Annotated in this window: 24 protein-coding genes; 3 read left to right on the top strand and 21 right to left on the bottom strand. The window is 70.5% G+C overall.

The window, feature by feature from the left end:
* Nucleotides 1-48 precede the first annotated feature (48 nt).
* The 3 genes from ACZ7LU_RS27005 to ACZ7LU_RS26995 all read right to left on the bottom strand — a co-directional run bounded on the left by ACZ7LU_RS27005 (nt 49) and on the right by ACZ7LU_RS26995 (nt 4,883).
* Nucleotides 49-1,044, bottom strand: a complete 996-nt coding sequence (locus ACZ7LU_RS27005) for a hypothetical protein (protein ID WP_471918248.1) — start codon at nt 1,042-1,044, stop codon at nt 49-51.
* Between the two features lie 163 nt (nt 1,045-1,207).
* Nucleotides 1,208-3,820 carry an ABC transporter permease/substrate binding protein gene (locus ACZ7LU_RS27000; protein ID WP_471918247.1) on the bottom strand — a complete coding sequence of 871 codons (2,613 nt, stop codon included), beginning with the start codon at nt 3,818-3,820 and terminating at the stop codon, nt 1,208-1,210.
* Nucleotides 3,813-4,883 (bottom strand): quaternary amine ABC transporter ATP-binding protein, encoded by a 1,071-nt coding sequence (locus tag ACZ7LU_RS26995; RefSeq protein WP_468092334.1) that lies wholly within the window; start codon nt 4,881-4,883, stop codon nt 3,813-3,815. The genes ACZ7LU_RS27000 and ACZ7LU_RS26995 overlap by 8 nt, the downstream gene beginning before the upstream one ends.
* A gap of 320 nt (nt 4,884-5,203) precedes the next feature.
* Here ACZ7LU_RS26995 and ACZ7LU_RS26990 point away from each other — a divergent pair, with 320 nt between their 5' ends.
* Nucleotides 5,204-6,109 (top strand): 5'-3' exonuclease, encoded by a 906-nt coding sequence (locus ACZ7LU_RS26990; RefSeq protein WP_471918366.1) that lies wholly within the window; start codon nt 5,204-5,206, stop codon nt 6,107-6,109.
* A 51-nt stretch (nt 6,110-6,160) separates the two neighbouring features.
* A complete protein-coding gene (locus tag ACZ7LU_RS26985; RefSeq protein WP_471918246.1) occupies nt 6,161-6,997 on the top strand; it encodes a siderophore-interacting protein in 837 nt (278 codons plus the stop codon).
* A 27-nt stretch (nt 6,998-7,024) separates the two neighbouring features.
* Here the strand turns inward: ACZ7LU_RS26985 and ACZ7LU_RS26980 are convergent, their stop codons facing one another.
* The gene (locus ACZ7LU_RS26980; protein ID WP_398311179.1) at nt 7,025-7,627 is read right to left on the bottom strand and encodes a GNAT family N-acetyltransferase; all 603 of its coding nucleotides are present in this window, start codon (nt 7,625-7,627) and stop codon (nt 7,025-7,027) included.
* A 194-nt stretch (nt 7,628-7,821) separates the two neighbouring features.
* On the opposite strand from ACZ7LU_RS26980, the gene ACZ7LU_RS26975 reads away from it, so the two are divergent.
* Nucleotides 7,822-8,766, top strand: a complete 945-nt coding sequence (locus ACZ7LU_RS26975) for an RluA family pseudouridine synthase (RefSeq protein WP_471918245.1) — start codon at nt 7,822-7,824, stop codon at nt 8,764-8,766.
* Between the two features lie 6 nt (nt 8,767-8,772).
* Here the strand turns inward: ACZ7LU_RS26975 and ACZ7LU_RS26970 are convergent, their stop codons facing one another.
* The 17 genes from ACZ7LU_RS26970 to ACZ7LU_RS26890 form a co-directional block, all read right to left on the bottom strand.
* On the bottom strand, nt 8,773-10,254 hold the full coding sequence (locus ACZ7LU_RS26970) for a cytochrome P450 (protein WP_471918244.1): 1,482 nt from the start codon (nt 10,252-10,254) through the stop codon (nt 8,773-8,775).
* Between the two features lie 61 nt (nt 10,255-10,315).
* The gene (locus ACZ7LU_RS26965) at nt 10,316-10,939 is read right to left on the bottom strand and encodes a GTP-binding protein (RefSeq protein ID WP_398311188.1); all 624 of its coding nucleotides are present in this window, start codon (nt 10,937-10,939) and stop codon (nt 10,316-10,318) included.
* A complete protein-coding gene (locus ACZ7LU_RS26960) occupies nt 10,920-11,333 on the bottom strand; it encodes a DUF742 domain-containing protein (RefSeq protein ID WP_398311191.1) in 414 nt (137 codons plus the stop codon). The genes ACZ7LU_RS26965 and ACZ7LU_RS26960 overlap by 20 nt, the downstream gene beginning before the upstream one ends.
* Nucleotides 11,330-11,737, bottom strand: coding sequence for a roadblock/LC7 domain-containing protein (locus tag ACZ7LU_RS26955; RefSeq protein WP_055556816.1), 408 nt, complete (start codon nt 11,735-11,737; stop codon nt 11,330-11,332). The genes ACZ7LU_RS26960 and ACZ7LU_RS26955 overlap by 4 nt, the downstream gene beginning before the upstream one ends.
* On the bottom strand, nt 11,734-13,338 hold the full coding sequence (locus tag ACZ7LU_RS26950) for an ATP-binding protein (RefSeq protein ID WP_398311195.1): 1,605 nt from the start codon (nt 13,336-13,338) through the stop codon (nt 11,734-11,736). The genes ACZ7LU_RS26955 and ACZ7LU_RS26950 overlap by 4 nt, the downstream gene beginning before the upstream one ends.
* A gap of 351 nt (nt 13,339-13,689) precedes the next feature.
* Nucleotides 13,690-16,500, bottom strand: coding sequence for a DEAD/DEAH box helicase (locus ACZ7LU_RS26945; protein ID WP_471918243.1), 2,811 nt, complete (start codon nt 16,498-16,500; stop codon nt 13,690-13,692).
* Nucleotides 16,501-16,554: 54 nt separating this feature from the next.
* On the bottom strand, nt 16,555-17,445 hold the full coding sequence (locus ACZ7LU_RS26940) for a diacylglycerol kinase (RefSeq protein WP_468083877.1): 891 nt from the start codon (nt 17,443-17,445) through the stop codon (nt 16,555-16,557).
* Between the two features lie 17 nt (nt 17,446-17,462).
* The gene (gene tatC / locus ACZ7LU_RS26935; protein ID WP_398311289.1) at nt 17,463-18,356 is read right to left on the bottom strand and encodes a twin-arginine translocase subunit TatC; all 894 of its coding nucleotides are present in this window, start codon (nt 18,354-18,356) and stop codon (nt 17,463-17,465) included.
* A gap of 95 nt (nt 18,357-18,451) precedes the next feature.
* A complete protein-coding gene (gene tatA, locus ACZ7LU_RS26930; protein WP_398311204.1) occupies nt 18,452-18,736 on the bottom strand; it encodes a Sec-independent protein translocase subunit TatA in 285 nt (94 codons plus the stop codon).
* Between the two features lie 209 nt (nt 18,737-18,945).
* Nucleotides 18,946-19,143 carry a hypothetical protein gene (locus ACZ7LU_RS26925; RefSeq protein WP_398311207.1) on the bottom strand — a complete coding sequence of 66 codons (198 nt, stop codon included), beginning with the start codon at nt 19,141-19,143 and terminating at the stop codon, nt 18,946-18,948.
* A gap of 9 nt (nt 19,144-19,152) precedes the next feature.
* On the bottom strand, nt 19,153-19,413 hold the full coding sequence (locus ACZ7LU_RS26920; protein WP_362993733.1) for a CpXC domain-containing protein: 261 nt from the start codon (nt 19,411-19,413) through the stop codon (nt 19,153-19,155).
* A gap of 11 nt (nt 19,414-19,424) precedes the next feature.
* Nucleotides 19,425-20,465 (bottom strand): helix-turn-helix transcriptional regulator, encoded by a 1,041-nt coding sequence (locus tag ACZ7LU_RS26915; RefSeq protein ID WP_398311210.1) that lies wholly within the window; start codon nt 20,463-20,465, stop codon nt 19,425-19,427.
* A 16-nt stretch (nt 20,466-20,481) separates the two neighbouring features.
* Nucleotides 20,482-21,459, bottom strand: a complete 978-nt coding sequence (locus tag ACZ7LU_RS26910; RefSeq protein ID WP_398311213.1) for a helix-turn-helix transcriptional regulator — start codon at nt 21,457-21,459, stop codon at nt 20,482-20,484.
* Between the two features lie 134 nt (nt 21,460-21,593).
* A complete protein-coding gene (locus ACZ7LU_RS26905) occupies nt 21,594-21,968 on the bottom strand; it encodes an FKBP-type peptidyl-prolyl cis-trans isomerase (protein ID WP_398311216.1) in 375 nt (124 codons plus the stop codon).
* Between the two features lie 58 nt (nt 21,969-22,026).
* A complete protein-coding gene (locus tag ACZ7LU_RS26900) occupies nt 22,027-23,025 on the bottom strand; it encodes an FKBP-type peptidyl-prolyl cis-trans isomerase (protein WP_398311219.1) in 999 nt (332 codons plus the stop codon).
* 147 nt (nt 23,026-23,172) lie between these two features.
* Nucleotides 23,173-24,534 (bottom strand): Pup--protein ligase, encoded by a 1,362-nt coding sequence (gene pafA / locus ACZ7LU_RS26895; protein WP_055567245.1) that lies wholly within the window; start codon nt 24,532-24,534, stop codon nt 23,173-23,175.
* A gap of 9 nt (nt 24,535-24,543) precedes the next feature.
* Nucleotides 24,544-25,803 (bottom strand): MFS transporter, encoded by a 1,260-nt coding sequence (locus tag ACZ7LU_RS26890; protein ID WP_471918242.1) that lies wholly within the window; start codon nt 25,801-25,803, stop codon nt 24,544-24,546.
* Between the last annotated feature and the right edge of the window lie 114 nt (nt 25,804-25,917).

Here is a 25,917-nt window from a genome sequence, read left to right as displayed (position 1 = left end):
GTTTCGCCCCGTTGCCGGGACCGACCCCCGCAGCTTCTGCCGGTGGAGCTACAGCTGGTGCCAGTAGAGCAGTTGTCCGGCCTCGCCGGGCGCGGAACCCTCAGCCGGTACGAACAGGCTGACGAGCAGGGCGGGACGGCCCCGCGGATCGGTGAGAAGGGTCGCCGACGGATTGGCGAAGGCGCGGCTGCCGCCGTGCGTGCGGATGTGGAGGCGGTCCGCGCGGCCACTCGGGGGGTCGTAGGCGTACGTGCCCCAGCTGCCGAAGTCACCGCGCCGCCCCTGCCCCTCTATGAGCACCACGCGCTGTCCGCCGAGCTCCACGGGCGCCCGGTCGCCGATGTTGCCGCCGTTGCCCCAGACGCGCACGGCACGGTCCAGGCGCCGGTCGGCCTCGGCGTGCCAGTGCCGGAAGCCGGTGAGGGTGGCGCGCAGCTGGCGGTCGGTGTCGCAGCCCGCCCGGTAGTGCCCGGTGAGGTGGATCGTGGCGCCGCGCACGGAGGTGACGCTCGGGGTTCCCTCGGCGCAGCGCGAGAGGGTCAGCGGCGCGTCGAAGGCCCGGTCGGCACGTCCGTCGAGCAGCGCCGTGCGGTTCTCGTACGCCCGGACGGCGATGTGGTTGCGCGGGTCCTTCTCGTACGCGAGGACGTAGCCCCCGCGGCCGTCGTGCGCGAGCGAGGCCTGGTGCGTGCCGGGCCCGAAGTCGTGGCGGCGCTGCCAGTGGCGCAGGTCGGTGGAGGTGGCGACGGCTGCGTGGAAGCGGCCGTCGGCGAGGAGCGTGTGGTAGACGGCGAGGTAGCCGCCGGCCGGGTCCTGCTCGATCTGCGCGGCGTCCATGGTGCGGCCGGTGTGGTCCCGCACGTCGTAGCGGTGCCCGTCGGCGGCGGTCACGTCCTCAGCGAGCGCGGCGAGGCGCGCGGTGCCCGCGGAGGCGGGGGCGGCGTCGGCCCGGGCGAGCTGCGCGACGAGCAGGGCGGTGGCCAGGGCCAGTGCGGCGGCGGCGAGGAAGAGCGCCGTCCTGGGCTGCCTCGCGGTCACGGTCACGGGCGGGGTCTCACGTTCAGGTATGTGTTCGGGATGGGCCCAGTCGAGGTTATGGAGTGTGCGGCCCCCCGGGAACGCCGGAAGGGGTGGGCTTCGCCACAAGGCGAGGCCCACCCCTTCCGGGAGAGGAAAGGTTCCCTCGGGGAGAGGAAAGGTTCCGGCTCTACTTCGCTGCCGTCATCTTCTGCTCGAATCCCGGGTTCTTCTTCAGCCAGGCGTCGACGGCCTCGGGCTCATTGCCCTTGCCCGCCTTGTTGATCTCGTTCTCCAGGCTGGCCAGCTGCTGCTCGCTCATCTTGAAGTCCTTCAGCCACTTCGTGAGCTGCGGGTACTGCTCGGGGAACTTCTTGCTGGAGATGGTGCGGATCGTGTCGCCCTTGCCGAAGCCGCCCTTGGGGTCCTTCAGCTTGGTGAGCTTGTACTCGTTGTACGCCCAGTGCGGCGACCAGAGCAGGACCGCCACCGGCTCCTTCTTGGCGTAGGCCGACTTCAGCTCGGAGAGCATCGCCGGCGTGGACCCGGGGACGATCTTGTACTCCTTGTCGAGGCCGTAGCCGGGGAGCACCTTGTCCTTGAGCGCCGTCATCACACCCGTGCCGGGCTCGATGCCGATGATCTTGCCCTTGAACTTGCCACCCTTGCCCTTGAGGTCCTCGAGCGACTTCACGTCCTTGACGTAGGACGGGACGGCGATCTCCAGCGACGTCGGGCTGTACCAGGAGCCGAGGTCCTTGAGGTTCGCCTTGTTCTTGTCCCAGTACTGCTTCTGGGCCGTGGGCAGCCAGGCGTCGAGGTCCAGGTCGAGGTCGCCCTGGGCGAGGGCGGTGTAGACCGGGCCGACGTCGGCCGGCGTCAGCTTCATCTTGTAGCCGCGCTTCTCCAGGACGCGCTTCCACAGATTGGTGACGGCGATGTTCTCGTCCCACGCGAAGTACGCGGCGTTCAGCGGACGCTTCGCCTCGGCGGGCGTGGAGTCGTCCGGCAGCGGGGCGAGCTTGTCGACGACGCCGGGGTTCTTCTTCAGCCAGGCACGGACGGCTTCCTGCTGCTTGCCCTTGCCCGCCTTGTTGATCTCCGCCTCAAGACCCGTGAGCTGCTTCTCGCTCATCTTGAAGTCCTTGAGCCACTTGGCGACCAGCGGGTTCTCGTCGGAGAAGCCCTTGCGCGCCAGCGAGTGCACGCCGTCGCCCTTGCCCCAGGCGCCCTTCGCGTCCTTGAGCTTCTTCAGGTCGAAGTCGCTGTACGCCCAGTGCGGCGACCAGAGCGTGGTGACGATCGGTTCCTTCTTGGCGTACGCGCGCTTCAGCTCGGCCAGCATCGCCGGCGTGGAGCCGTCGACGACCTTGTACTCCTTGTCGAGGCCGTACTCCTTGAGGACCTTGTCCTTGAGGAGCCCCATCATGCCGGCGCTCGGCTCGATGCCGACGATCTTGCCCTTGAACTTGCCGCTCTTGCCCTTGAGGTCCTCGAGCGAGTCGACGCCCTTCACGTACGAGGGCACGGAGAGCTCCAGCGAGGTCGGGCCGAACCACGAGCCCATGTCCTCCAGCTTGTCGCCGTACTTCTTCCAGTACGCGGCGTGCGTCGTCGGCAGCCACGCGTCGGTCTGGAAGTCGATGCTGCCCTGCGCCAGGGAGGTGTAGAGCGGGCCCGCCTCCAGCTGCTTGGTCTGCGGCTTGAAGCCGCGCTGCTCCAGGATCTCCTTCCAGAGGAAGGTGGAGGCGACGCCCTCGTCCCAGGGGATGTAGCCGATGTTGAGCTTCTTGCCCTGGCCGACGTTCTTCGCGTCCGTGGCGGTGTCCTCGGACTTCGAGCCGCCGAAGATGCCCATGCCGCCCGCGATGAGGGCGAGGACGACCACGCCGACGACCGCGACGGCGGCCTGCGGACGGTAGGTCCAGATGTTCAGGCCCTGCGCGGCCCGCAGCTTCGCGACGGCGCGCCGGCCCAGCGGGGAGACCTGGGTGCCGAGGGCGCCGGTCATCCGGTCCAGGTAGATCGCCAGGATGACGATGGCGATGCCCGCCTCGGAGCCGAGGCCCACGTTGAGCTGGCCGATGGATTCGTTGACGTCGGCACCCAGGCCCTCCGTGCCGACCATGCCCGCGATGGCGGCCATGGACAGGCCCAGCATGATGACCTGGTTGACGCCGGCCATGATCGTGGGCAGGGCGAGGGGCAGCTGGACGCGCAGCAGGATGTTGCGCGGCGTGGTGCCGAACGCGTCGGCGGCCTCGACCAGTTCCTTGTCGACCTGGCGGATGCCCAGCTCCGTCATGCGGACGCCGGGGGCCAGGGCGAAGATCAGGGTGGCGACGATGCCCGCGGGGGCGCCCATCCCGAAGAAGAGGATGGCGGGGATGAGGTAGATCATCGCCGGCAGCGTCTGCATGAAGTCGAGCACCGGGCGGACGATGCCGCTGACCGTGCTGGACCGCGCCGCCCAGATGCCCACGGGCACGGAGATGACCAGCGCGATGATCGTCGAGACGAGCACCAGGGCCAGCGTCATCATCGCGTGGTCCCACAGCTCCAGCGAGACGATGAAAGCGAAGCCCGCGAAGGTCAGCACACCGGCGACCACGCCGCGCAGCCAGAACGCGATGACGGCGAAGATGCCCGCGAGCAGCAGCGGCTCGGGCGCCTGGAGCACATCGGCTATGCCGTCGTAGGCGCCCTGGAAGACGGTCTTGAAGAAGTCGAACAGCCAGGACATGTGGCTGAGGAGCCAGTCAACGGTGTCGTTGACCCACTCACCGAAGGGAATCCTAGGCACCGCTGACCACCTTCTTGCTCTCCTGCGGCTCGTCCTCGGGGGCCATCGGCTCGCCGAGGACGGCCAGCAGCCGCGCCCGCGGCACGACGCCGACGAGCTTGCCGTCGGCATCGGTCACGGCGACCGCCACACCGCTGGTGGAGCAGGGCGTGAACAGTTCGATGATCGGGGTGTCCTCGGTGACCGTCGCGGGGGCGTCGGCCAGCACGAAGTCCTCGTCGGGGTCGGCCATGATCGCGCCCGCCGTGAGCACGCGGGAGCGGTCGACGTCCTGCGTGAACGCGGCGACGTAGTCGTTGGCCGGGGTGACGAGGATGTCCTCGGCGGTGCCGATCTGGACGATGCGGCCGTCGCGCATGACGGCTATCTGGTCGCCCAGGCGCATGGCCTCGTTGAGGTCGTGGGTGATGAAGACGATGGTCTTCTTCAGCCGCTTCTGGAGCACCAGGAGCTGGTCCTGCATGTCGCGGCGGATCAGCGGGTCGAGCGCGCTGAACGACTCGTCCATGAGGAGCAGATCGGCGTCGGTGGCGAGCGCGCGGGCCAGGCCCACGCGCTGCTGCATGCCGCCGGACAGCTCGTCGGGCCAGGACTTCTCCCAGCCCTTGAGGCCCGCGAGCTCCAGCGCCTCGGTGGCGCGCTTCTCGCGCTCGGCGCGCGGGACGCCCTGCACCTCGAGGCCGTAGCCGGCGTTCTCCAGAACGCTGCGGTGCGGGAAGAGCGCGAAGTGCTGGAAGACCATGCTGATCTTCTTGGAGCGCACCTCCCGCATCTGGCGGGCGCTCAGTTCGGTCAGGTCCTGACCGTCGAAGCGGACGTGACCGGCCGTCGGCTCCGACAGTCCGTTGAGCATGCGCAGCAACGTGGACTTGCCGGATCCCGAGAGACCCATGACGACGAAGATCTGGCCCGGCTCGACCTCGAAGGAGGCGTCGATCACGGCGGCGGTGGTGCCGTCGGCGCGCAGCTCCTCTCGGTCGGCTCCGTGGCGGATTTTCTCCACCGCGTCATCGGGTCGTCTGCCGAACACTTTGTACAAGTGCTCGGCCTGCAGCCTGGACACATACACCTCTCGGGTTGAACCAAGACGGCCCGCCTCCCCCGCCGGCGGGCCGTGGAGCGATGCGACATCTGCCCGCTTACCGATCGAAAAGTTGAATACGCGACCGGGTTCGCTCCGGGTGCGCCCCTGCCCCCACTTACGCGAAGCAAACCAAGGAGTGATCCAGTTCACATCCGTTGCGTTCTCGGCACGGCGGGGCGCGATGCGCAACGCGGCCGTCTCATCGAGGCGGCGCGGCCGAGGGCTCCGTACGCTGCGCGGTCGCGCTGTCGGTGCCGTGCGGCATGATGCGCGATGTGACTCAGCGAACTCGACGGCTCATGCTCCTCGACACGGCGTCCCTCTACTTCCGGGCCTATTTCGGCGTCCCGGAGTCCGTGAAGGCGCCGGACGGCACCCCGGTCAACGCCGTGCGCGGATTGCTCGACTTCATCACCCGCCTCGTCCAGGACCACCGGCCGGACGACCTGGTCGCGTGCATGGACGCGGACTGGCGCCCGCACTGGCGCGTCGAGCTCATCCCGTCGTACAAGGCGCACCGCGTCGCCGAGGAGGTCGCGCAGGGCCCGGACGCCGAGGAGACCCCCGACACCCTCGCCCCGCAGGTGCCGGTCATCGAGGCCGTCCTCGACGCGCTCGGCATCGCCCGCGTCGGCGTCGAGGCGTACGAGGCGGACGACGTGATCGGCACCTTCGCGGCCCGCGCCACCGGCCCCGTGGACATCGTCACCGGCGACCGCGACCTCTATCAGCTGGTGGACGACAAGCGCGGCATCCGCGTCCTCTATCCCCTGAAGGGCGTCGGCACCCTCCAGACGACGGACGAGGCGTGGCTCCGCGAGAAGTACGGCGTGGACGGTCCCGGCTATGTGGACCTGGCGCTGCTGCGCGGCGACCCGAGCGACGGCCTGCCCGGCGTGCCCGGCATCGGCGAGAAGACGGCGGCCAAGCTCCTGGACGCGTTCGGCGACCTGGCCGGGATCATGACCGCCGTCGACGACCCGAAGTCGAAGCTCACGCCGTCGCAGCGCAAGCGGCTCGACGAGTCCCGCGCGTATGTGGCGGTCGCGCCGAAGGTCGTGCGGGTGGCACACGACGTCCCCCTGCCGGAGGTGGACCTCGCGCTCCCCCGCGAGCCGCGCGACCCCGCCGCCCTGGACGAGCTGGCGGCCCGCTGGGGCCTCGGCGGCTCGCTGACGCGGCTTCTCTCCACCCTGCACACCTGAGGTGTTAGCTTAGGTAAACCTAAGTATTGTGGATCAGGGGAGGCCGTCGCCATGGCAGAACGTCCGGCACGCAAAGCACCGAAGGCCCACGTCGCACAGGTCGTGCGCACGGAACGGCTGACCCCGCACATGCAGCGCGTGGTCCTCGGCGGCGAGGGCCTCGCCGAGTTCACGGCGGGCGAGTGCACCGACCACTACGTGAAGCTGCTCTTCGACGCCGAAGGCGTCACCTACCCGGAACCCTTCGACATGCAGCGCATCCGCGAGGAGTTCCCGCGCGAGCAGTGGCCGGTGACGCGGACGTACACGGTGCGCTGGTGGGACGCCGAGACCCGCGAGCTGGCCCTCGACTTCGTCATCCACGGCGACGAGGGCCTCGCGGGACCGTGGGCGCGCGACGTCGAGCCGGGCGCCACGGTCCGCTTCCTCGGCCCCGGCGGCGGGTACGCCCCTGACGCGGCCGCCGACTGGCACCTCCTCGCCGGCGACGAGAGCGCCCTGCCCGCCATCGCCGCCGCGGCCGAGGCGCTGCCCCCGGGAGCCGTCGCCCACATCTTCATCGAGGTCGAGGGCCCCGAGGAGGAGCAGAAGATCGCGACGGACGCGGAGATCGTCTGGCTGCACCGCGGCGACCGCCCGGTCGGCCGGCTCCTGGTCGAGGCCGTCCGCGCACTGGAGTTCCCCGAGGGCGACCTCCACGCCTTCGTCCACGGCGAGGCAGGCTTCGTGAAGGAGCTGCGCCGCTACCTCCGCGTGGAACGCGAGGTGCCGCGCGAGCGGCTCTCCATCTCCGGCTACTGGCGCCTCGGCCACAACGAGGACGGCTGGCAGGCCTCCAAGCGCGAGTGGAACGCCCAGGTGGAGGCGGAGCAGGAGCGGGCGGCCTGACCCGCGTCACACCAAGCCTGACCCACGTCACACCAAGGCGACGGGCCCGTCATCCCTGATACGGGCGTGCAGATGCATGTCGTGCCAGCCGTCCTCGTGGAGCAGTGCACTCCGCTTCGTGCCCTCCGGTGTGAAGCCCGTCTTCAGGGCCACGCGGCAGGACGCCTCGTTGGCCGTCGAATGGGTCAGCTCCAGGCGGTGCAGGCCCACTTCGTCGAAGGCCCAGTCCGTGAGCGTGGCGACGGCGCGGGGGGCGACGCCGCGGCCGCGTGCCGACGGCATCGTCCAGTACGCGACCTCCGCCTGGCCGTCGCCGAGGACGATGCACCGCAGGGCGACCCGGCCGACGACCTCGCCGGTGTCGGCGTCGGCGACCGCCCAGTACGCGTCGCGCTCGTCCGCCCAGGCCCTGCGCCAGCCCTCTATCCAGCCCCGCACCTCGCTCTCGGAGTCGGCCACGCGCGCGTGCCAGCGCTGCATCACGGGGTCCTGGAACGCCTCGTACACGGCGGGCGCGTCCTCCGTCTCCCAGGGACGGACGACCAGGCCGCCCCCCGCGACGGGAAGCGTCGGCTGCGGACGGCGGGCGAGCGTGCCGGCCGCGACGATGTCGGAGATCTTGAAAGGCATGGGCGCATCGTGCCAGCGGGGCCCAGGTGGCGGCAGTGGATTTCCGGGGCGCACATGAGCCCCCGGGTCCCGCACCCGCGCGCCCCGCACACCATCCGCCCCCACAGCCCCACGAACACACCCCGCCACCACCGCCCGCCCCCGTGCCCTGCGCCGTCCTCCCCCGGTGCGCCGCCCCGTACGCTGACCCCCTGATGACACGCAAGCCCCGCATCCCGCCCGCCCCGCTCCCCCAGCGCGACGGCGTCGACCCCACCCGGGTCAGACTGCCGGCCGACGGAGCGTGGCCCACCGTGCGCGACCACCTGGTGGAGCGGCTCGCGGCCGGGCCGGGTGTCGTCGACGCGATGCTGCGGGACGGCAGGATCGTCGGCGCGGACGGCACCCCGGTGCCCGCCGACGCGCCCTACGCGCCGGGAGCCTTCGTCTGGTTCCACCGGGACCTCCGCCCGGAAATCCCCGTGCCGTTCCCCCTCGACGTCGTCCACCGCGACGAGCACATCGTCGTCGTCGACAAGCCGCACTTCCTCGCGACGATGCCGCGCGGCAGCCACGTCACCCAGACCGCCCTCGCCCGGCTGCGCAAGGAACTCGGCATCCCGACACTCGGCGCCGCGCACCGCCTGGACCGGCTGACCGCCGGACTGCTCCTGTTCACCGTGCGACCCGAGGAACGCGGCGCGTACCAGACGCTGTTCAGCGAGCGCCGCGTACAGAAGGAGTACGAGGCCGTGGCCCCGTACGACCCGGACGTGCCGCTCCCGCGGACCGTGCGCAGCCACATCGTCAAGGAGCGCGGGATCATCGCGGCGTACGAGGTGGCGGGCGCGCCGCCGAACAGCGAGAGCCGGATCGAACTCGTCGAGCACCGCGCCGGTCTCGGCCGCTACCGCCTCACCCCGCACACCGGCCGCACCCACCAACTCCGCGTCCACATGAACGCGTTGGGCCTGCCGATCCTCGGCGACCCGGTCTACCCCGTGGTGGCCGGACCCGTGCCGCCGGACGACTTCCGGCGGCCCCTGCAACTCCTGGCGCGCGCCCTGGAGTTCACGGATCCGGTCACGGGCGTCGCGCACCGCTTCGTCAGCGGGCGGACGCTGGGCGCCTGGTCCGCGTACGACACCTGGGCGCGGTAGCAGCCGTCAGTAGCCGCGCCACCAGGTGAGGAAGCGCTGCCAGGCGCCCTTGGGGCGGGCGGCCTCGGGGCTCGCGGCCTGGGCGGCGGCCGCCGGCTGTGCGACCGGGGCGGCGGTCTCCGGCCTGCGCGGCGGCGGGGACGACACCTGCCAGTCCCTGCGCGGCGTCGGCACCTGCGCCGAGGGGCGGGCGGTCACGTCCTGTGGGGGCCGCGGCGCGAACTTGACCGGCAACTCCACCAGATGCCGGGACATGATCGTCGACGTCCACCGCAACTCGCTCTCGTCGATGTCCAGTTCGACGTCCGGCAGCCGCATCAGGAGCGCGTCGACACCCGTGTCCGCGATGGCGCGGCCGATGTCCTGGCCCGGGCACTCGTGCGGCCCGCCGCCGAACGCGAGGTGCGAGCGGTTGCCCTGCATGTTGGCGGCGAGATCGGGCCGTACGACCGGATCGACGTTGCCCGGCGCGATGCCCATGATCAGGCCGTCGCCCGCCCGGATCCGCTGCCCGCCGAGCTGGGTGTCCTGCTTGGCGAAGTAGCCGATCATCGCGCTGAACGGCGGCTCGTCCCACAGGGACTGCTCGACCGCCTCGGGCACCGTCATCTGGCCGCCGCTGAGCTGGGCGCGGAAGCGCGGGTCGGTGAGGACCATCCGCAGGACGTTCGCGATGAGGTTGGCGGTGGCCTCGTACGCGGCGATGAGCACCAGGCGCAGGTGGGCGCCGACCTCGTCGTCGGTGAGCTGCGCGGGATGCGCGATGAGGTTGCTGGTGAAGTCCTCCTCGGGGTTGGCGCGGCGCCGCGCCACGAGTCCCATCAGGACCTCCATCACGTACGCGTTGCTGGCGATGGCGGTGTCGGTGCCCTTGATCATGTCGCGGGCGGACTGCACCATGCGCTCGTTGTACTCCTCGGGCATGCCGAGGACGTGGCACATCACCATCATCGGCAGGTGCTCGGCGAACCGGCTGACGAGGTCGGCGCGGCCGTCCTGGCAGAAGTCGTTGAGGAGGTGGTTGGTGTAGCGGTTGATGTAGCGGCGGATGCCGCGGTGGTCGATGCCCGACATGGCGCCGGTGACCGCGCCACGCAGCCGCTGGTGCTCGTCGCCCTCGACGAAGCTGCACATCGGCTGCCAGGTGAAGACGGGCGCGAGCGGGTGGTCGAGTCCCGCCGAGCCGTCCTGCACCGCCCGCCAGCGGCGCGAGTCGCGCGTGTACTGCGAGGGGGTCCGCACCATGTGGAGGTTCTCGCTGTGGCCGAGCACCGCCCACATCGGCACGTCGTTGTGGATCAGCACGGGCGCCACCGCGCCGTGCTCGGCGCGCAGCTTCTCGTACAGGCCCGCGAGGTCGGCGTCCGCCTCGGGGCCGTACAGCCTGCGCAGGCCGCCGGGGCCGAGGCCGTGGGCGGGACAGCCGACGGGCGGCCCGGCGGTCGGGTCGTCGGTGCCGGGCCAGGAGGGGGAGGCAGGAGTCGTCACGGTCGTCGCTCCGGGTTTCGCTGAAGGGTTCCGGGTTGCTGGATACGGGGTGCGGGCGCGGTCAGACGCGGGTCACCGTCAGGGAGTGGAGATAGCGCATCAGGGTCATCAGGACGTCCCGGCTCGACTCCCTGCGGCGGGCGTCGCACGCCATGATCGGCACGGCCGGTTCCAGGTCGAGCGCCCTGCGGAGCGTCTCGACCGGGTGGACGGGCGCGTCCGGGAAGTCGTTGACGGCCACGACGAACGGCACGCCGCGCTCCTCCAGGCGGCCGATCACGTCGAAGCTGACTTCGAGGCGGCGGGTGTCGATGAGCACGACCGCGCCGAGCGCGCCTTCGAAGAGGCCGTTCCACAGGAACCAGAAGCGTTCCTGGCCGGGGGTGCCGAAGAGGTAGAGGACGAGCTCCTCGGAGATGCTGATGCGCCCGAAGTCCATCGCCACGGTGGTGGCCGTCTTGGACTCGGAGCCGTAGTTGTCGTCGACCCCGATGCCCGCCTGGGTCATGGTCTCCTCGGTGGTCAGCGGGCGGATCTCGCTGACCGAGCCGACCATCGTCGTCTTGCCGACCCCGAAGCCGCCCACGATCACGACCTTCACGGCGGCCGTGGCGGTGTGCGGCAGCACGTCCTCGCTGCGCGGGCCGGAGATCGTGTCGGTGGTCTCAGAGTTTCTGAAGTCCATGCATCACCGCTTCGAGGAGGGATCGGTCGGGGAGCGCGGAGCGGACGATGGGAGCGCGCGCCTGGACGAGGTCGGTCGCCAGTAACTCCGTCAGGACGACGGTCACGACGCTGAACGGCAGCGCCATGTAGGCCGAGAGCTCGGCGACGGACAGCGGGGTCGCGCACAGCCGCAGGATCGCGGAGTGCTCCGGCTGGGCCATGGGCGACGCCTCGCCCTGCGCGACGATCAGGGTGACGAGGTCGAGCGGGGCCCGCTCGGAGTCCTCGCCGGTCAGGATGTACAGCCGCTCCGGGTTCTCGGGGCCGCGGCGCTCCCGCTGCGGGGGCGTGCCGTGATCCGGCGGGTCCGCGCCCCGCTCCGAGCCGTGGGAGGAGTCTTGCGGAGGAGTCATACGGCCTGCCCGTCACGCCTGGGCGGACTCGTCAGGTGCGCCCCGATGCGGACGACGAGGTCGCGCATGCGGGTGCCGATGAGGCCCGCGTCGACGGTCTCGTCGGCGAGCACGGCGAGGTAGGCGCCCGCGCCCGCTGCCATCAGGTAGAAGTAGCCGCCGTTGATCTCGATGATGACCATCTTCATGCCGCCGTCGCTGTGCGGGATCTCGGTGGCGACGGCGGCGGCGAGGGACTGCAGCCCCGCACAGGCCGCGGCGATGCGGTCGGCCGCGTCGGGGTCGCCGCCGTAGCGCGCGATGCGCAGGCCGTCGGCGGAGAGCACCACGATCTGCCGGGTCTGCGGCACCCCGTCGGCGAGTTCCTTCAGCATCCAGTCGAAGTTGGCGCGTTGCTGGATCACTGCCAGTCCCTCTCGTCGGCGCTGCCGTGGTTGTTCTGCGGGGGCACCGGGTCGGAGCCGTCCTGCTGGTTCTCTCCCTTGACGCCCTTCATGAACGCCTCGATCCACAGGCCCGGTTCGGGCTCGTCCCGCTTGGGCGCGGGCGGGGGCGGCGCGGTGGCGGCGGCGTGGGCCTCGGCGATCCGCTGGGCCTCGGCCTCCTGGGCGTACCGCTCCTTGAGGGAGATCTTGACGCGGCTGCGGCGCTGCGGCAGGCCGCCGGAGGTCCACTCGGTGACCTCGGGGACGTCGTCCTCCACGGTCGCGGTCGCGGTGAGCGGGGAGCGCAGCGGCGGGCCGGCGGTGACGACGCGCGGCTTCTTGCGGCGGATGTTGCGGGCGGGCTCCTCGATGGTCCGTCCGGCGTTGTCCACGCGCGGCACGGCGGAGGCGCCGATGCCGTGGGCGAGGCCGGGCGCGGGCCCAGTGGTCATCATCTCGCGCGGCACGATGAGCACCGCGCGGACCCCGCCGTACGCGGACTGCCGCAGGGAGACCTGGAGGTTGTACATCTGCGAGAGGCGGCCGACGACGGCCATGCCGAGGCGGGGCGTCTCACCGAGGTCGTTGAGGTCGATGCCGGCCTGTGCCTGGGCCAGCATGCGCTCGGCCCGGGCCCGCGCCTCCTCGCTGAGGCTGACACCGCCGTCCTCGATCTCGACGGCGATGCCGGTCTGCACCTCGACGGCGGTGACGTGCACCTTGGTCTGCGGGGGCGAGTACCGGGTGGCGTTGTCGAGGAGTTCGGCGCAGGCGTGGATGAGGGGCTCGACGGACGTGCCGTGGATGGCGACGTCGGCGATGGAGTGCAGTTCGACGCGCGGGTAGTCGAGGATCCGGGACATCGCGCCGCGCAGCACGCTGAACAGCGGTACGGGCTTGGGCCACTGGCGGCCGGGGCGGGCGCCGCCGAGCACCGCGATGGAGTCGGCGAGCCGGCCGATCAGGGCGGTGCCGTGGTCGATGCGCAGGAGGTCGTCGAAGACCTCGGGGTTGCGGCCGTGGAACTCCTCCATCTCGCGCAGTTCGGCGGCCTGCTGGTGGACGATCGACTGGACGCGCCGGGCGATGTTGACGAAGGCGCGCTGCGCGGACTCGCGCATCGCTTCCTCGTGGTCCAGGGTGTCGAGGACGGAGCGGAGCAAGTCCCGCTGCGAGTCGGGGAGTTCGCGGTAGGCCTCGCTCTTGTCGACGACGTTGCGGATCACTTCCGCGGGCGCTTCGCCCTGCCGGAGCCGCCAGACGGCGTCGGGCAGGATCTCCCGGCCGAGGCGGACGGTCTCGTCGTCGTGGGATGCGATGCGCCGTTCGAGGTTGGCGAGTCGCTGTGCGTACTGCGTGCGCTGCCTCCGGACGGTCCTGCCGCGGCGTACCGCCTCGGCGCCGACCGCGACGACCATGAGGGTCGCGACGGCGCCGCACCAGCCGACGGCGGGCCTGGCCGGCGCCGCCACCGAGGCGACGGCGGCTCCGGTCGCCGCCGCCATCAGCATGGCGGGCAACAACAACACGCGCGCGTAAGGGACTTCTCGGCCACCGGGAGGCGATTGAACACTCACCATGTATGCCCTCTGAACACTCGTCTTGGGGGATATGACGTCTTCGGACGATGACGGAACATGTTTTCGGGGATGACGAAACGAACGAACGGAAGATTTGGGAACAAGCGCGCGAATGTATCGCAACTCGTTTCAACTCGCCGCGCTCCGGGCGAGCTTAGTCCGCCGAAATCATCGCCGAGTCATATTCGGCAACCCCCTGCAAAGGGCTCGCCGAGGGGCATACACTCTCCCCTTTTGCACGCCTCGCAACCCTTCGAACACATGGAGTAACGCCGGAAGGGCATACGGAACGGGCGCGTCCGCCGACCGGCAGGTCGACGAACGCGCCCGTGTTCAGCCGATGCCGCGGCCTCAGCCCACCGAGCTGTACGCCACGACACCGCGCAGGAGCTGGTCGACGGCCTTGCGGGCGTTCCTCGCGACCGTGCTGCCCTCGCGCGGCGCCGCCGCGGAGATCTGGCCGAGGACGTCGATGACCTGCTTGCACCAGCGCACGAAGTCACCGGCCGGCATCTCGGCCTCGCGCAGCACCTCGTCGAGGCCCTTGTCGTTCGCCCACATGTACGCCGCCCAGGCGAAACCGAGGTCGGGCTCGCGCTGCCCCACACCCTCGGCCTGACTGATCTTGAACTCCTCCTCAAGACCGTCCAGGCGGCCCCAGATCCGCACCATCTCGCCCAGCGCCGCCTTCGCCGCACCGGACGGCAGCTTGGGCGCGAGCGCGTCGTCACCGATCCGCGACTCGTACACCAACGCCGAGACGCACGCGGCCAGTTCCGCCGGGTTCAGCCCCTCCCACACGCGGGCACGCAGGCATTCGCTGGCCAGCAGGTCCAGCTCGCCGTACAACCGGGCGAGCCGCTTGCCGTGCTCGGTGACCTCGTCACCGCGGAGGTAGTCGAGCTCGGTGAGGAGCGCGACGATGCGGTCGAAGGTGCGGGCGATCGTGTTCGTCCGCCCCTCGATGCGGCGCTCCAGCTGCGCGGTGTCGCGCTTGAGGCGGTGGTACCTCTCGGCCCAGCGGGCGTGGTCCTCGCGCTCGTCGCAGCCGTGGCAGGGGTGGGCGCGCAGCTCGGTGCGCAGCCGTGCGATCTCCTGGTCGTCCGCGGCCGCCGCGCGCCCCTTGCGGTGCCGGTCGGGGACGATGTGCCCGGCCTTGGTGCGCAGCGCGGACGCCAGGTCGCGGCGGGACTGCGGCGAGCGGGCGTTGAACGACTTGGGGATGCGCATGCGCTCCAGGGCCTCGACGGGCACCGGGAAGTCCATCGACGCGAGCCGCTTGACCTGCCGCTCGGCGGTGAGCACCAGCGGGCGCGGCCCGTCCACGTGGTCGAAGCCGCGGTGGCCGTTGGCCCGGCCGGCGGGCAGGCCCGGGTCGAGGACGAGCGCGAGGCCCGCGTACTTCCCCGTGGGGACGTGGATGACGTCCCCCGGCTTCAGCTTCTCCAGCGCGGCGGCGGCAGCGGCCCTGCGCTGGGCCGCGCCCTGCTTGGCGAGCTCCGTCTCGCGGTCCTTCAGCCGGCGGCGCAGCCGCGCGTACTCCTCGAAGTCGCCCAGGTGGCAGGTCATGGAGGCTTTGTAGCCCTCCAGGCCCTCTTCGTTCTTCTGCACCTGACGGGAGATCCCGACGACCGACTTGTCGGCCTGGAACTGCGCGAAGGACGTCTCCAGGAGCTCGCGCGAGCGGTGCCGCCCGAACTGCTCGACCAGGTTCACCGCCATGTTGTACGACGGCTTGAAGCTGGAGCGGAGCGGATACGTGCGGGTGCCCGCGAGACCCGCCAGGTGCTCGGGGCTCATGGCGCGCTGCCAGAGCACCACCGCGTGGCCCTCCACGTCGATGCCGCGGCGCCCGGCGCGACCGGTCAGCTGTGTGTACTCGCCCGGGGTGATGTCGGCGTGCTGCTCGCCGTTCCACTTGACGAGCTTCTCCAGGACCACGCTGCGCGCGGGCATGTTGATGCCGAGGGCGAGGGTCTCGGTGGCGAAGACGGCCTTGACGAGGCCGCGCACGAACAGCTCCTCGACGACCTCCTTGAAGGTGGGCAGCATGCCCGCGTGGTGCGCCGCGATGCCGCGCTCCAGCCCCTCCAGCCATTCGTAGTAGCCGAGGACGTGGAGGTCCTCGTTCGGAATGGAGGCCGTGCGCTCCTCGACGATCTCGCGGACCGTCATCCGCGCCTCGTCGTCGTTCAGCCGGAGGCCCGCGTACATACACTGCTGCACCGCGGCCTCGCAGGCCGCGCGGCTGAAGATGAACGTGATCGCGGGCAGCAGGCCCTCGGCGTCGAGCCGCTCGATGACCTCGGGGCGGCCCGGCGTCCAGATCCGCGACCGCTGGCGGCGCTCCCGCTCGCGGTCGGCCTCGCGGATCATCTTGCCCTTGCGGCGGTCGCGCGGGTTGTACGAGCGGCTGGCCTCCATGCGTGCCATGCGCGTGAGGTCCGGATTGACCGCCTTCTTGTGGCCCTCGCCCTCCTCGAAGAGGTCGTACATCCGGCGGCCGGCCAGCACGTGCTGGAAGAGCGGCACGGGCCGGTGCTCGGAGACGATCACTTCGGTGTCGCCGCGGACGGTGTCGAGCCAGTCGCCGAACTCCTCCGCGTTCGACACGGTGGCCGACAGGGAGACCAGCGTCACCGACTCCTGGAGATGGATGATCACTTCCTCCCAGACGGCGCCACGGAAGCGGTCCGAGAGGTAGTGCACCTCGTCCATGACCACATAGCCGAGGTTCAGCAGCGACTGCGAGCCCGAATACAGCATGTTCCGCAGGACTTCGGTGGTCATGACGACCACCGGGGCATCGCTGTTGACGCTGTTGTCGCCGGTGAGCAGGCCGACCTTGTCCGCGCCGTATCTCTTGGAGAGGTCGGCGTACTTCTGGTTGGAGAGCGCCTTGATGGGCGTGGTGTAGAAGCACTTCTTGCCCTGGCGGAGCGCGAGGTGCACGGCGAACTCGCCGACGATCGTCTTGCCCGAGCCCGTGGGGGCGGCCACGAGCACGCCCTTGCCCGCCTCCAGCGCCTGGCAGGCCTCGATCTGGAAGGGGTCGAGGCCGAATTCGTACATCTCGCGGAAGGACGCGAGCGCGGTGGCCTGCTCGGCAGCGCGCTTGCGCGCCGCCGCATACCGCTCGGCCGGTGAGAGGTCCTCTGTCATCGTGCTTTCGAGACTACCGGCCACCACTGACAACGGACGATCATTATCGTCGGCTCACGTGGCCAGGACCCGCACCGCCCCCGGCACGCACTCCGCGGTCAGCGGCAGCGCGCCCAGCGGCTCCCCGTCCGCGTACCCGGTGACACCGGGCGCGGCGAGCTCGACCCTGGCCGCACGGTGCACGGTGACCTTCGGATGGTCGAGGTGCGTGCCCTTGTAGACCCGAGGGAAGACCTTGAGCAGCGTCGTACGGCTGCAGGCCCCCACCACCGTGACGTCGAAGAGACCGTCGCCCATGTCGGCACCGGCGCAGATCCGCATGCCGCCGCCGTACGACGGTCCGTTGCCGACCGCGACCAGCGTGGCCTCGACCTCGTGGACGTCCCCGCCGTCCAGGGTGACGCGGTACGGGATCGGCTTGAGGGCCGCCAGCTCCGCGACCATCGCGAGGTCGTACTTGAAGCGCCCCGTGGGCCACCGCATCCGGTTGCCCCGGTCGTTGACGCGCGAGTCGAAGCCCGAGGCGAGCACCGTCCCGAACCAGGTCCCGCCGGCCCTGCCCAGGTCGACGTCGCGGGTGCGCGCCCCCTTGAGCGCCTCGGCCACGGTCTCCCCCGCGGCGGCGGGGTCGCGCACCGGGAGGCCGAGGGCCCGCGCGAAGTCGTTGCCGGTCCCCACCGCGATCACCCCGAGCGGGGTGCGCGTCCCGGCGACGGCCTGCAGCGCGAGGCTCGCCATGCCGTCGCCGCCGACGGCTATCAGCGCCCCCGTGCCGCCGTCGACGGCCTCGCGGGCCCGCCGCAGCGCGTCGGGGGCGTCCTCACCGATGACCGTTCGCACGGAGAAGCCGCGGGCCCGCAACGCGGAAGCGGCCGGCTGCGCCGCGTGGGCGCCCCGGCCGCGGCCCGCGGTGGGATTGACGAAGAGGGTGATCTCGCTGGTCACGGCCGGACCCTACAAGGTCAGGTCACGTCGTCGAAACCGTTCACACGATGATCGGCCCGGCCGGTGCCCGCCTGCTCAGGCAGCGCCTGCGGCGACCGCACCGATTCGACCTCGCCGACGGCCTCGGGCGTGAGGTCGATGTCGGAGGCCTCGTCGTCGTCGAGCTCGGCGTCCGGGTCGTTGCGACGGCGGCGCGCGTCGTTCAGGAACGAGATGCCGACGGCCATGAAGTAGAGGACGACGATCGGTCCCGCGAGCGCGATCATGCCGACGGGGTCGGTGGTCGGGGTCGCCACGGCGCCGAAGATGAAGACGCCCATGACCACGCCGCGCCACCACGTGAGCATGCGGCGGCCGGTCACCATCCCCGTCATGTTGAGCATGACCAGGAGCAGCGGCAGCTCGAAGGAGATGCCGAAGACGAGGACCATCCTGACGGTGAAGTCGAGGATCTTGTCCATCGCGAGGAGGTTCTCGGCCTGGTCGGGCGTGATGCTGATCAGGACCCGCATGCTGACCGGCATGATCGTGTACGCCAGCCAGGCGCCCCCGAAGAAGAGCGGCACGGCGGCGGAGACGAACCAGTAGGTGTACTTCCGCTCGTGCTTGTGCAGGCCTGGCGCGACGAACGCCCACAGCTGGTAGAGCCAGACCGGGCTCGACACGATGATGCCGACCATGAGGCTGACCTTCACCGTGGTGGTGAAGGGCGACAGCAGGTCGTTGAACGTCACCTTCGCGCAGTGGCCGCCCGTCGGGTCCATGCCCGGCTTGCAGCGCGGCACCGGATCAGCCAGGAACTCCATCAGGTCCTGGCTGTAGAAAGCCGCCACGATCGATACGACCGTGATGGCGAGGAGCCCCTTCGCGAGCCGGTTGCGGAGCTCGCGCAGGTGCTCCGCGAGGGACATCCGCCCCTCGGGGTCCTTCTCCTTCTTGCGGGCAGACTTGAGCAACCCACGTCCTCATCTCGTGCGGCAGGCCGGCCGTCGTCGCCGGCCTTGGATCAGCGCTGCGTCGTGCGGTCGGTCGGCTCGGTGACCGGGCGCGAGCTGGTCACGTCGCCGGGGGCAGCCTGGATCGTGCGCTTCTGGAGGGCGGGGTCGCTCGGCGGGTCGGCCGGGGCGGCGGTGTCGTCCTTGCCCTCGGACTTCATGGCCTTGGCCTCGCTCTTGAGGATGCGGGCCGACTTGCCGAGGGAGCGCGCCATGTCGGGCAGCTTCTTGGCTCCGAACAGCAGGACGATGATGACGAGGATGAGAATGATCTCGGTGGGGCCGAGCCTACCCATAGCTGTATACCTTCTTCACCGAGGCGACAGGAGTCTGGTTGCCCGGCAGACCGGACATACATCCGATCTCCCGCGCTGACAGCGATCGTAACCCCCCGGGGTAAACGCTCGGCAATCCCCGCGCATACTCCGAGTGCGGCCCCCGCCTCGATCCCGGGCCGTGTCCGCAGCGTACCCGCCCCTCTCGGGGAGTTGACAGGTCGCGAACCCTAAAGAACCCCTCGTCCCGCATCGGCCACACGGGCCGCGGCCTTCTCCAGGTCCTCCGCGGCCCGGTTGATCTTCCCTGTGGTCTCGGTCACTTGACGCGCGAGGCGCTGCGCCTCCACGAAGACCCTGACCGCCAGTACGCCGAGGACGGCGAGGCCCAAGAAGCCCGCCGCGATCGCGAGCATCGCCCAGAACATGCGCCGAGCCTAGACGGTCGAGTGCAGACGCAGCGTCCGCACCCCGCCGCGGGTGAGGAGTTCGACGATGCGCTCCCCCGCGGGCTTGCGCACCGCGGCCCCGCACTCGGGGCAGGTGAAGGAGTAGAAGGTGGTGCGGCGGCTGGCGCCGATCGCGAGGCGCAGCGCCCCGGCGGAGAGCTCGAAGCGTGCGCGGCAGTCCGGGCAGGCGGCCGTGAAGAAGACGGGGGCGGGCCGCGGCTGCGCCGGCACCCCGGGCAGCCCGGACATCGTCGGTGTGCTCAACGCCCTTGCTCCTGACTGTCGTGGTCCCTCTCGTACGCCGCGACGTCCCTCTCGTACGTCTCGACGCCCTTGTCGTACGTCTCGACATCCCTGTCGTACGCCTCGAGGGCTTCCCGTGCCGCCTGCCGTGCGCTCTCCGCGAGCTGCGCCGGGGAGACGATCCGACCGTCCCTGCCGAGCCGCAGCGCGAGCCGGCGCAGCGAGGCGGGCTCGGGGGTGCGCAGCGTGATCCGCAGACCGCCGTCGGGCAGCTCCTCGGCGCTGTCGTGCGGGTAGTACTCGGCGACCCAGCGGCCGCCGGGTCCCACCTCGACGACGACCTCCGGGTCCTCGGCGGCGGGCTGCACGAGGCCTTCGGAGAGGTCGCGCAGCTCCACCTCGGGCGGCGCGGACGGCTCGTCCAGGATCTTGATCTCGGCGACGCGGTCGAGGCGGAAGGTGCGCCGCGCCTCGGAGCGCCTGCACCACGCCTCCACATAGGTGTGGCCGACGCTCACCAGGCGGATCGGGTCGATCTCGCGCTCGGTGACCTCGTCGCGGGCGGGTGAGTAGTAGCGGATCCAGAGCCTGCGGCGCTCGGAGATGGCCCGGTCGACGTCGGCGAAGACGCCGCCCTCGGACTCGAAGGTCACCGAGAGGCGCGAGCTGGCGCCCGCCGCCTCGCCCGCCGCGGTCTCCAGCTTCGCGGTGGCGCGCAGCAGCGCGAGGCGGTCGCTCTCGCGCAGGCCGGGCAGCGTGGCCACGGCGCGGGCGGCGACGAGCAGGGCGGTCGCCTCGTCGGCGGCGAGCCGCAGCGGGGCCGCGACGTCGTCGGGGTTGTGCCACCAGATGCGGTCGCCGTCGGTGTCGATGTCGAGGAGGTCGCCGCCGCGGAAGCTGGTCCCGCACATCGGCAGCACGTCGAGGTCGGAGATCAGCTCGTCGGTGGTGATGCCGAAGGCGCGGGCGACGTCGCCGACGTGGGCGCCGGGGCGCTCGCGCAGATAGGTCACCAGCGACAGCATCCGCCGCGTCTGGTCGATGGCGTTCGAGGCCATTGGTCTTCCGTTCCCCTCAGCCCTTGGCCACGGCGCGCAGCCGGTCCACGACGTCGGCCCGCAGCTCGGCGGGCTCCAGGACCACCACGTCGGGCCCGAACTCCACCAGCCAGGCATCCAGCCCGTGGCCGTACGGAATCTCCAACTCCGCCCAGCCGTCGCCCAGTTCCCGCACGGCGACGGCCTTGGCCCGCAGCGGGTAGCCGGCGTCCGTGCGCAGCCGGATCAGAGCGGTGCGGTCGGCGGTCTCCCCCGCCCAGCTCGCGACGGTCTCACGGACCGTGACGACGTCCGGGACGTCCGCCGTGTACTTCCCCGCGCGGGCGCGCACCTTGCCGGTGATCCGGGAGAGCCGGAAGACCCGCTCGGCACCCCGGTCGCGGTCCCAGCCCGCGAGGTACCAGTGGCCGCGCCAGCACTCCAGCGCCCAGGGCTCCACGTGCCGCTGCTCGGGGCGGGCCGCGGTGGCCTTGCGGTAGTCGAAGACGACGGGACGGCGGTCCCGGCAGGCGAGCATCAGCGGCTCGAAGGCCGCCTCGTGCGCGGGGATCCTGGGCTCCAGGGCGCTGTGCGCACCGTACGGGTCCACGCCCTCGGGCAGGCCCGCGGCGCGCAGCTTCTGCAGAGCACCGCTGGCGGCGCCGGCGAGCCTGGCCTGCTGCCAGACCTTGGCGGCCAGGCCGAGGGCCGCGGCCTCCTCGGCGTCGAGAGTGATGGGCGGCAGGCGGTTGCTGTCGCGGCGGGCGAGGTAGCCGACCTCGCCCTCGAGGTTCTCCACGGTCTCGATGACCAGGCCCAGCTCGCGCAGATCGTCCTTGTCGCGCTCGAACATCCGGTTGAAGGAGTCGTCGGATCCGGCCGCCCGGCCCCCCGCCCCGGAGGCCTCGACGTACGCCTCGATGGAGTCCCGAAGCTCGCGCTTGCTGAGCGGCCGCCGGGTCCCGAGCAGGCACAGCGCAAGATTCATCAGCCGCTCGGCCTTGGCAATGGCCATCGACGCCCTTTCTCGGCTGTTCAGATTGTGCTTCCGACCGATGACCGTACCGCCCCGGGGTGTCGGGGCAAAAGCCGAGGGCCCATGCCGGACAGGCATGGACCCTCGGCGAAAGGATCAGGTCAAGGACGTCCTCAGACGGAGACCAGGTCGCAGACGAAGATCAGCGTCTCGCCCGGGGCGATGCGGCCGCCGCCGGCGCCGCGGTCGCCGTACGCCAGGTGGGCCGGGATGGTCAGCTCGCGCCGGCCGCCGACCTTCATGCCCTGCACGCCCTGGTCCCAGCCGGAGATGACCTGGCCGGCGCCCAGCTGGAACTCCAGCGGGTTGCCGCGGTTCCAGCTCGCGTCGAACTCCTCGCCCGTGCTGAAGGCCACGCCCACGTAGTGGACCTTGACGAAGTCGCCCGCCTTGGCGACCGGCCCGTCACCCTCCCAGATGTCCTTGATCTGCAGATCGGCCGGCGGCTCGCCGACAGGGAAGTCGACCTCGGGCTTGTCAATGCTCACGAAAATGCTCCTGCTTGATACGAAAGGTCAGCTCGGACAGTCTTACATCCCCGAGGGCTCAGGCCTTCGCGAGGATGTCCACGCAGAAGACCAGCGTGGAGTCCTTCTTGATCGAGCTGCCCTGCGGCGGCTGGTCGCCGTACCCCAGCTCCGGCGGGATCACGATGAGGACGCGGCTGCCGACCTTCTTGCCCGTCAGACCCTGCGCCCAGCCCTTGACGACCTGCGCCAGCTGGAACTGGGCGAGCTGACCGCTCTTGTACGAGGAGTCGAACTCCTTGCCGTCGGCCCAGAGCACACCCTTGTACTGGCACAGGAGGCTGTCGGTCTCCTTGACCTTGTCGCCGTCGCCCTCCAGGACGTACGAAGCGACGAGCTTCTTGGGGGCGTCGGTCTTCGGGACGTCGATCGAGGGGGCCTTGCCGTCGGTGTTCGTGCCGACCTTGGGCAGGTCCTTGTTGGACTGCGCGACCTCCTTGCCCTCCACCGAGCTCTTGGAGTTGAAGGTGCCGACGAGGTCGACGACGAACACCAGGGTGTCCGAGCCCTTGATGCCCGCCTGCTTGTTGCCCTCCTTGCCGTATCCCATCTTCGGCGGGATGGCGATCTCCACGCGGCTGTCGAGCTTCTTGCCGACGAGCGCCTGGTCCCAGCCCGGGATGACCTGGCCGACGCCGATCGGGAAGACCGTGGGATTACCGCGGTCGTACGAGTTGTCGAAGACCTTGGCCGTCGCCCAGATCTGGCCGAGGTAGTTGGCCTGCAGATAGTCGCCCTTGGCCACCTTCTTGCCCTTGCCCTCGATCAGGGTCTTGACGGCGAGGTCCGAGGACGGCTGGCCCTTGCCCTTGGCGACGGTCGGCTTCTCGCCGAACTTGTCGCCCTTCGTGATCTCGGGCAGCGGCCCGTCCACGATCTTCGCGGTCGGCGGGGCCGACGTGGCGTTCGTCGGGCTGTCGGTGGGCTTGGACTTGGCCTTGTCGGCCTTGTCGTCACCACAACCTGCCAGCGTGAGCAGGCCGGCCGGGACGGCAAGGAGAAGTGAGCGTCGGCGCACGGTGGGGGCCTCGTATCGGTCGATCTTGTGGGTTGGCGTGCGCGCAACTCTACGGCGTGAGAAGGGCGCCGTACGAGGAACGTACGGCGCCCGTGTTGCGTTCCCGCAACGTCACTCGATTCCCTCGGGTCCCTCGCGATCCGGAGTTCACATGCCGGCGATGAGCTTCTCCACCCGGTCGTCCACGGACCGGAAGGGGTCCTTGCACAACACGGTGCGCTGTGCCTGGTCGTTGAGCTTGAGGTGGACCCAGTCGACCGTGAAGTCACGGCGCTGCTCCTGGGCTCGTCGGATGAAATCACCGCGCAGCCGCGCGCGAGTGGTCTGCGGCGGCACCGACTTGCCCTCGAAGATCTTCAAGTCGTTGCAGATGCGGGCGGCTTGCCCCTTCTTCTCCAGGAGGTAGTACAGCCCTCGACGACGGTGGATGTCGTGGTACGCGAGGTCTATCTGCGCGACCCTCGGGTGCGACATGGTCATGTTGTTCTTCGCGCGGTACCGCTCGATGAGCTTGTACTTCATGACCCAGTCGATCTCGGTGCCGATGCGGTCGAGGTCCTCGCTCTCGATCGCGTCCAGCGTGCGGCCCCACAGCTCCAGGACCTGCTCGACGGTGCCGGTGCGGATGCCACGGCGGTCGACGAAGTCCACCGCCTTCTCGTAGTACTCACGCTGCACTTCGAGAGCCGAGGCCTCACGGCCACTGGCCAGGCGCACCTTGCGACGCCCTGTGATGTCGTGACTGACCTCACGGATCGCCCTGATCGGGTTCTCCAGAGTGAGGTCACGCATCACCGTGCCCGCCTCGATCATGCGCAGCACGAGGTCGGTGGCGCCGACCTTGAGGAGCATGGTCGTCTCGGACATGTTCGAGTCACCGACGATGACGTGGAGCCTGCGGTAGCGCTCGGCGTCCGCGTGCGGTTCGTCGCGGGTGTTGATGATCGGCCGGGACCGGGTGGTCGCGGAGGACACCCCTTCCCAGATGTGCTCGGCCCGCTGACTGACGCAGTACACGGCGCCGCGCGGAGTCTGCAGCACCTTGCCCGCGCCGCACAGCAGCTGCCGGGTGACGAGGAACGGAATGAGGATGTCCGCGAGCCGGGAGAACTCCCCGTGACGGGCCACCAGATAGTTCTCGTGGCAGCCGTAGGAGTTTCCCGCCGAATCGGTGTTGTTCTTGAAAAGGTAGACGTCGCCCGCGATTCCCTCCTCGTGCAGGCGGCGCTCGGCGTCGACGAGCAGGCCTTCCAGAATGCGCTCGCCCGCTTTGTCGTGGGTGACCAGCTCGGTCACGTTGTCACATTCGGGTGTCGCGTATTCCGGATGTGACCCCACGTCGAGATACAGACGGGCGCCGTTCCGCAGAAAGACGTTGCTGCTGCGGCCCCATGACACAACACGGCGGAAGAGGTAGCGCGCCACCTCGTCAGGGGACAGGCGGCGCTGTCCCCTGAACGTGCATGTGACGCCGTACTCGTTCTCCAGCCCGAAAATGCGGCGGTCCATGACTGAACATTACGCCTGATGCCCGGCACTGAAACCGGGTTCGGCAGCACCGTTTCGATCATTTTCCGATGAACCCGCAACAACCCCGGATTCCACGGCCGGTACCAGTACCCGCGCCGTGGCCAGCAGAACCATCAGCGCCGCCACACCGGCGAGCCCCGGCACCGCGAAACCCCACGCCGTACCACCCCACTCCACCACCGGCCCCGCCGCGGCCGTCCCCAACGACGCCCCGACCGTGAACGTCGTCACCAGCCAGGAGAACGCCTCCGTCACCGTGCCCCGCGGAGCGTGCCGGTCCACGATGATGAACGCGCACGCGAGCGCCGGCGCGAGGAACACACCGGCGAGCGCCGTCAGCGCCGTCATCGCCACCGCCCCGGGCGTCAGCACCAACGGCCAATAGCAGACCGCCAACAGCGCCACCAGGACACTCAGCCTCCGCTCCGGCACACCGACCCACTGCCGCGCCCCGTACACCGAACCGCCGACGAGCGCGCCGAGCCCGAGCGCCGCCATCATCCAGCCGTACACCGCGTCGCCGCCGTGCACGTCCGCGTACGAGACACCGGCGACGGTGATGGAGCCGAGCGCCATGCCGATGAACAGGAACGCGCCGAGGAGCGCGAGGAGCCCGGGCGAGCGCAGGGCACCGAGCCAGTGCGCCTCCCGCGGCGCCGAGCGCCACGCGCGTGAAGGCCGGGACACCACTACGGAGAGGGCACCGAGCACACCGACCACATTGACGACGAGCAGCGCCACCTGCTCCGACCACAGGGCCACGCAGCCCGTGATGAGCAACGGCCCGACGGTGAACATGACTTCCTGGGCGATGGCGTCCATGGCGTACGCGGTGTGGACCTGCTCCTCCTTGCCGAGAACGCTCGGCCACAGGGCACGCAGACCACCCTCCAGAGGAGGCGTGAACAGGCCGGCGGCCCCCACCGCCACATACGCCAGGGCCAGCTGGTCCGGCCCCGTGAACGCGAACACCGCCATGCCGAACGCGGAGAGCAGCGCGGCGGGCAACTGGACGCGCGGCTGGCCGTACAGGTCGACGAGGCGCCCGAGCAGCGGCTGACCCACCGCGTTGGCCACGCCGTACACCGCGGCGAGCGCGCCGGCCAGGCTGTAGGTGCCGCCCTCGGCCCGGATGAACAGCACGATCGCGATCGCCGCCGTCGCGTTCGGCAGCCTGCCCACCAGCGTCCCGGCGAGCAGCCGTGTCGCGTAGCGCGTCCTGAGGATGTCCGCGTATCCCGCCGCCATGCTCTCCCGCCCTCCCCCCGCACGCCGAGCCGGGGTTTTACGTATAACGTCCGGCGTCATACGTACCATGAGCGCAGTGCGCGGGTCCACCGCGACCCCGCGCCACGGGCCCCC

This window comes from Streptomyces sp. NPDC039462, from assembly GCF_055639375.1.
This window is presented reverse-complemented; position numbering and strand designations above follow the sequence as displayed.

Coding starts and splice junctions, on each gene's coding strand:
- ACZ7LU_RS26990 (WP_471918366.1), top strand. CDS start 5,204: ATGCTCCTCGACACGGCGTCCCTCTACTTCCGGGCCTATTTCGGCGTC.
- ACZ7LU_RS26985 (WP_471918246.1), top strand. CDS start 6,161: ATGGCAGAACGTCCGGCACGCAAAGCACCGAAGGCCCACGTCGCACAG.
- ACZ7LU_RS26980 (WP_398311179.1), bottom strand. CDS start 7,627: ATGCCTTTCAAGATCTCCGACATCGTCGCGGCCGGCACGCTCGCCCGC.
- ACZ7LU_RS26975 (WP_471918245.1), top strand. CDS start 7,822: ATGACACGCAAGCCCCGCATCCCGCCCGCCCCGCTCCCCCAGCGCGAC.
- ACZ7LU_RS26965 (WP_398311188.1), bottom strand. CDS start 10,939: ATGGACTTCAGAAACTCTGAGACCACCGACACGATCTCCGGCCCGCGC.
- ACZ7LU_RS26960 (WP_398311191.1), bottom strand. CDS start 11,333: ATGACTCCTCCGCAAGACTCCTCCCACGGCTCGGAGCGGGGCGCGGAC.
- ACZ7LU_RS26950 (WP_398311195.1), bottom strand. CDS start 13,338: ATGGTGAGTGTTCAATCGCCTCCCGGTGGCCGAGAAGTCCCTTACGCG.
- ACZ7LU_RS26945 (WP_471918243.1), bottom strand. CDS start 16,500: ATGACAGAGGACCTCTCACCGGCCGAGCGGTATGCGGCGGCGCGCAAG.
- tatC (WP_398311289.1), bottom strand. CDS start 18,356: ATGTCCCTCGCGGAGCACCTGCGCGAGCTCCGCAACCGGCTCGCGAAG.
- tatA (WP_398311204.1), bottom strand. CDS start 18,736: ATGGGTAGGCTCGGCCCCACCGAGATCATTCTCATCCTCGTCATCATC.
- ACZ7LU_RS26925 (WP_398311207.1), bottom strand. CDS start 19,143: ATGTTCTGGGCGATGCTCGCGATCGCGGCGGGCTTCTTGGGCCTCGCC.
- ACZ7LU_RS26920 (WP_362993733.1), bottom strand. CDS start 19,413: ATGTCCGGGCTGCCCGGGGTGCCGGCGCAGCCGCGGCCCGCCCCCGTC.
- ACZ7LU_RS26915 (WP_398311210.1), bottom strand. CDS start 20,465: ATGGCCTCGAACGCCATCGACCAGACGCGGCGGATGCTGTCGCTGGTG.
- ACZ7LU_RS26910 (WP_398311213.1), bottom strand. CDS start 21,459: ATGGCCATTGCCAAGGCCGAGCGGCTGATGAATCTTGCGCTGTGCCTG.
- pafA (WP_055567245.1), bottom strand. CDS start 24,534: ATGGACCGCCGCATTTTCGGGCTGGAGAACGAGTACGGCGTCACATGC.
- ACZ7LU_RS26890 (WP_471918242.1), bottom strand. CDS start 25,803: ATGGCGGCGGGATACGCGGACATCCTCAGGACGCGCTACGCGACACGG.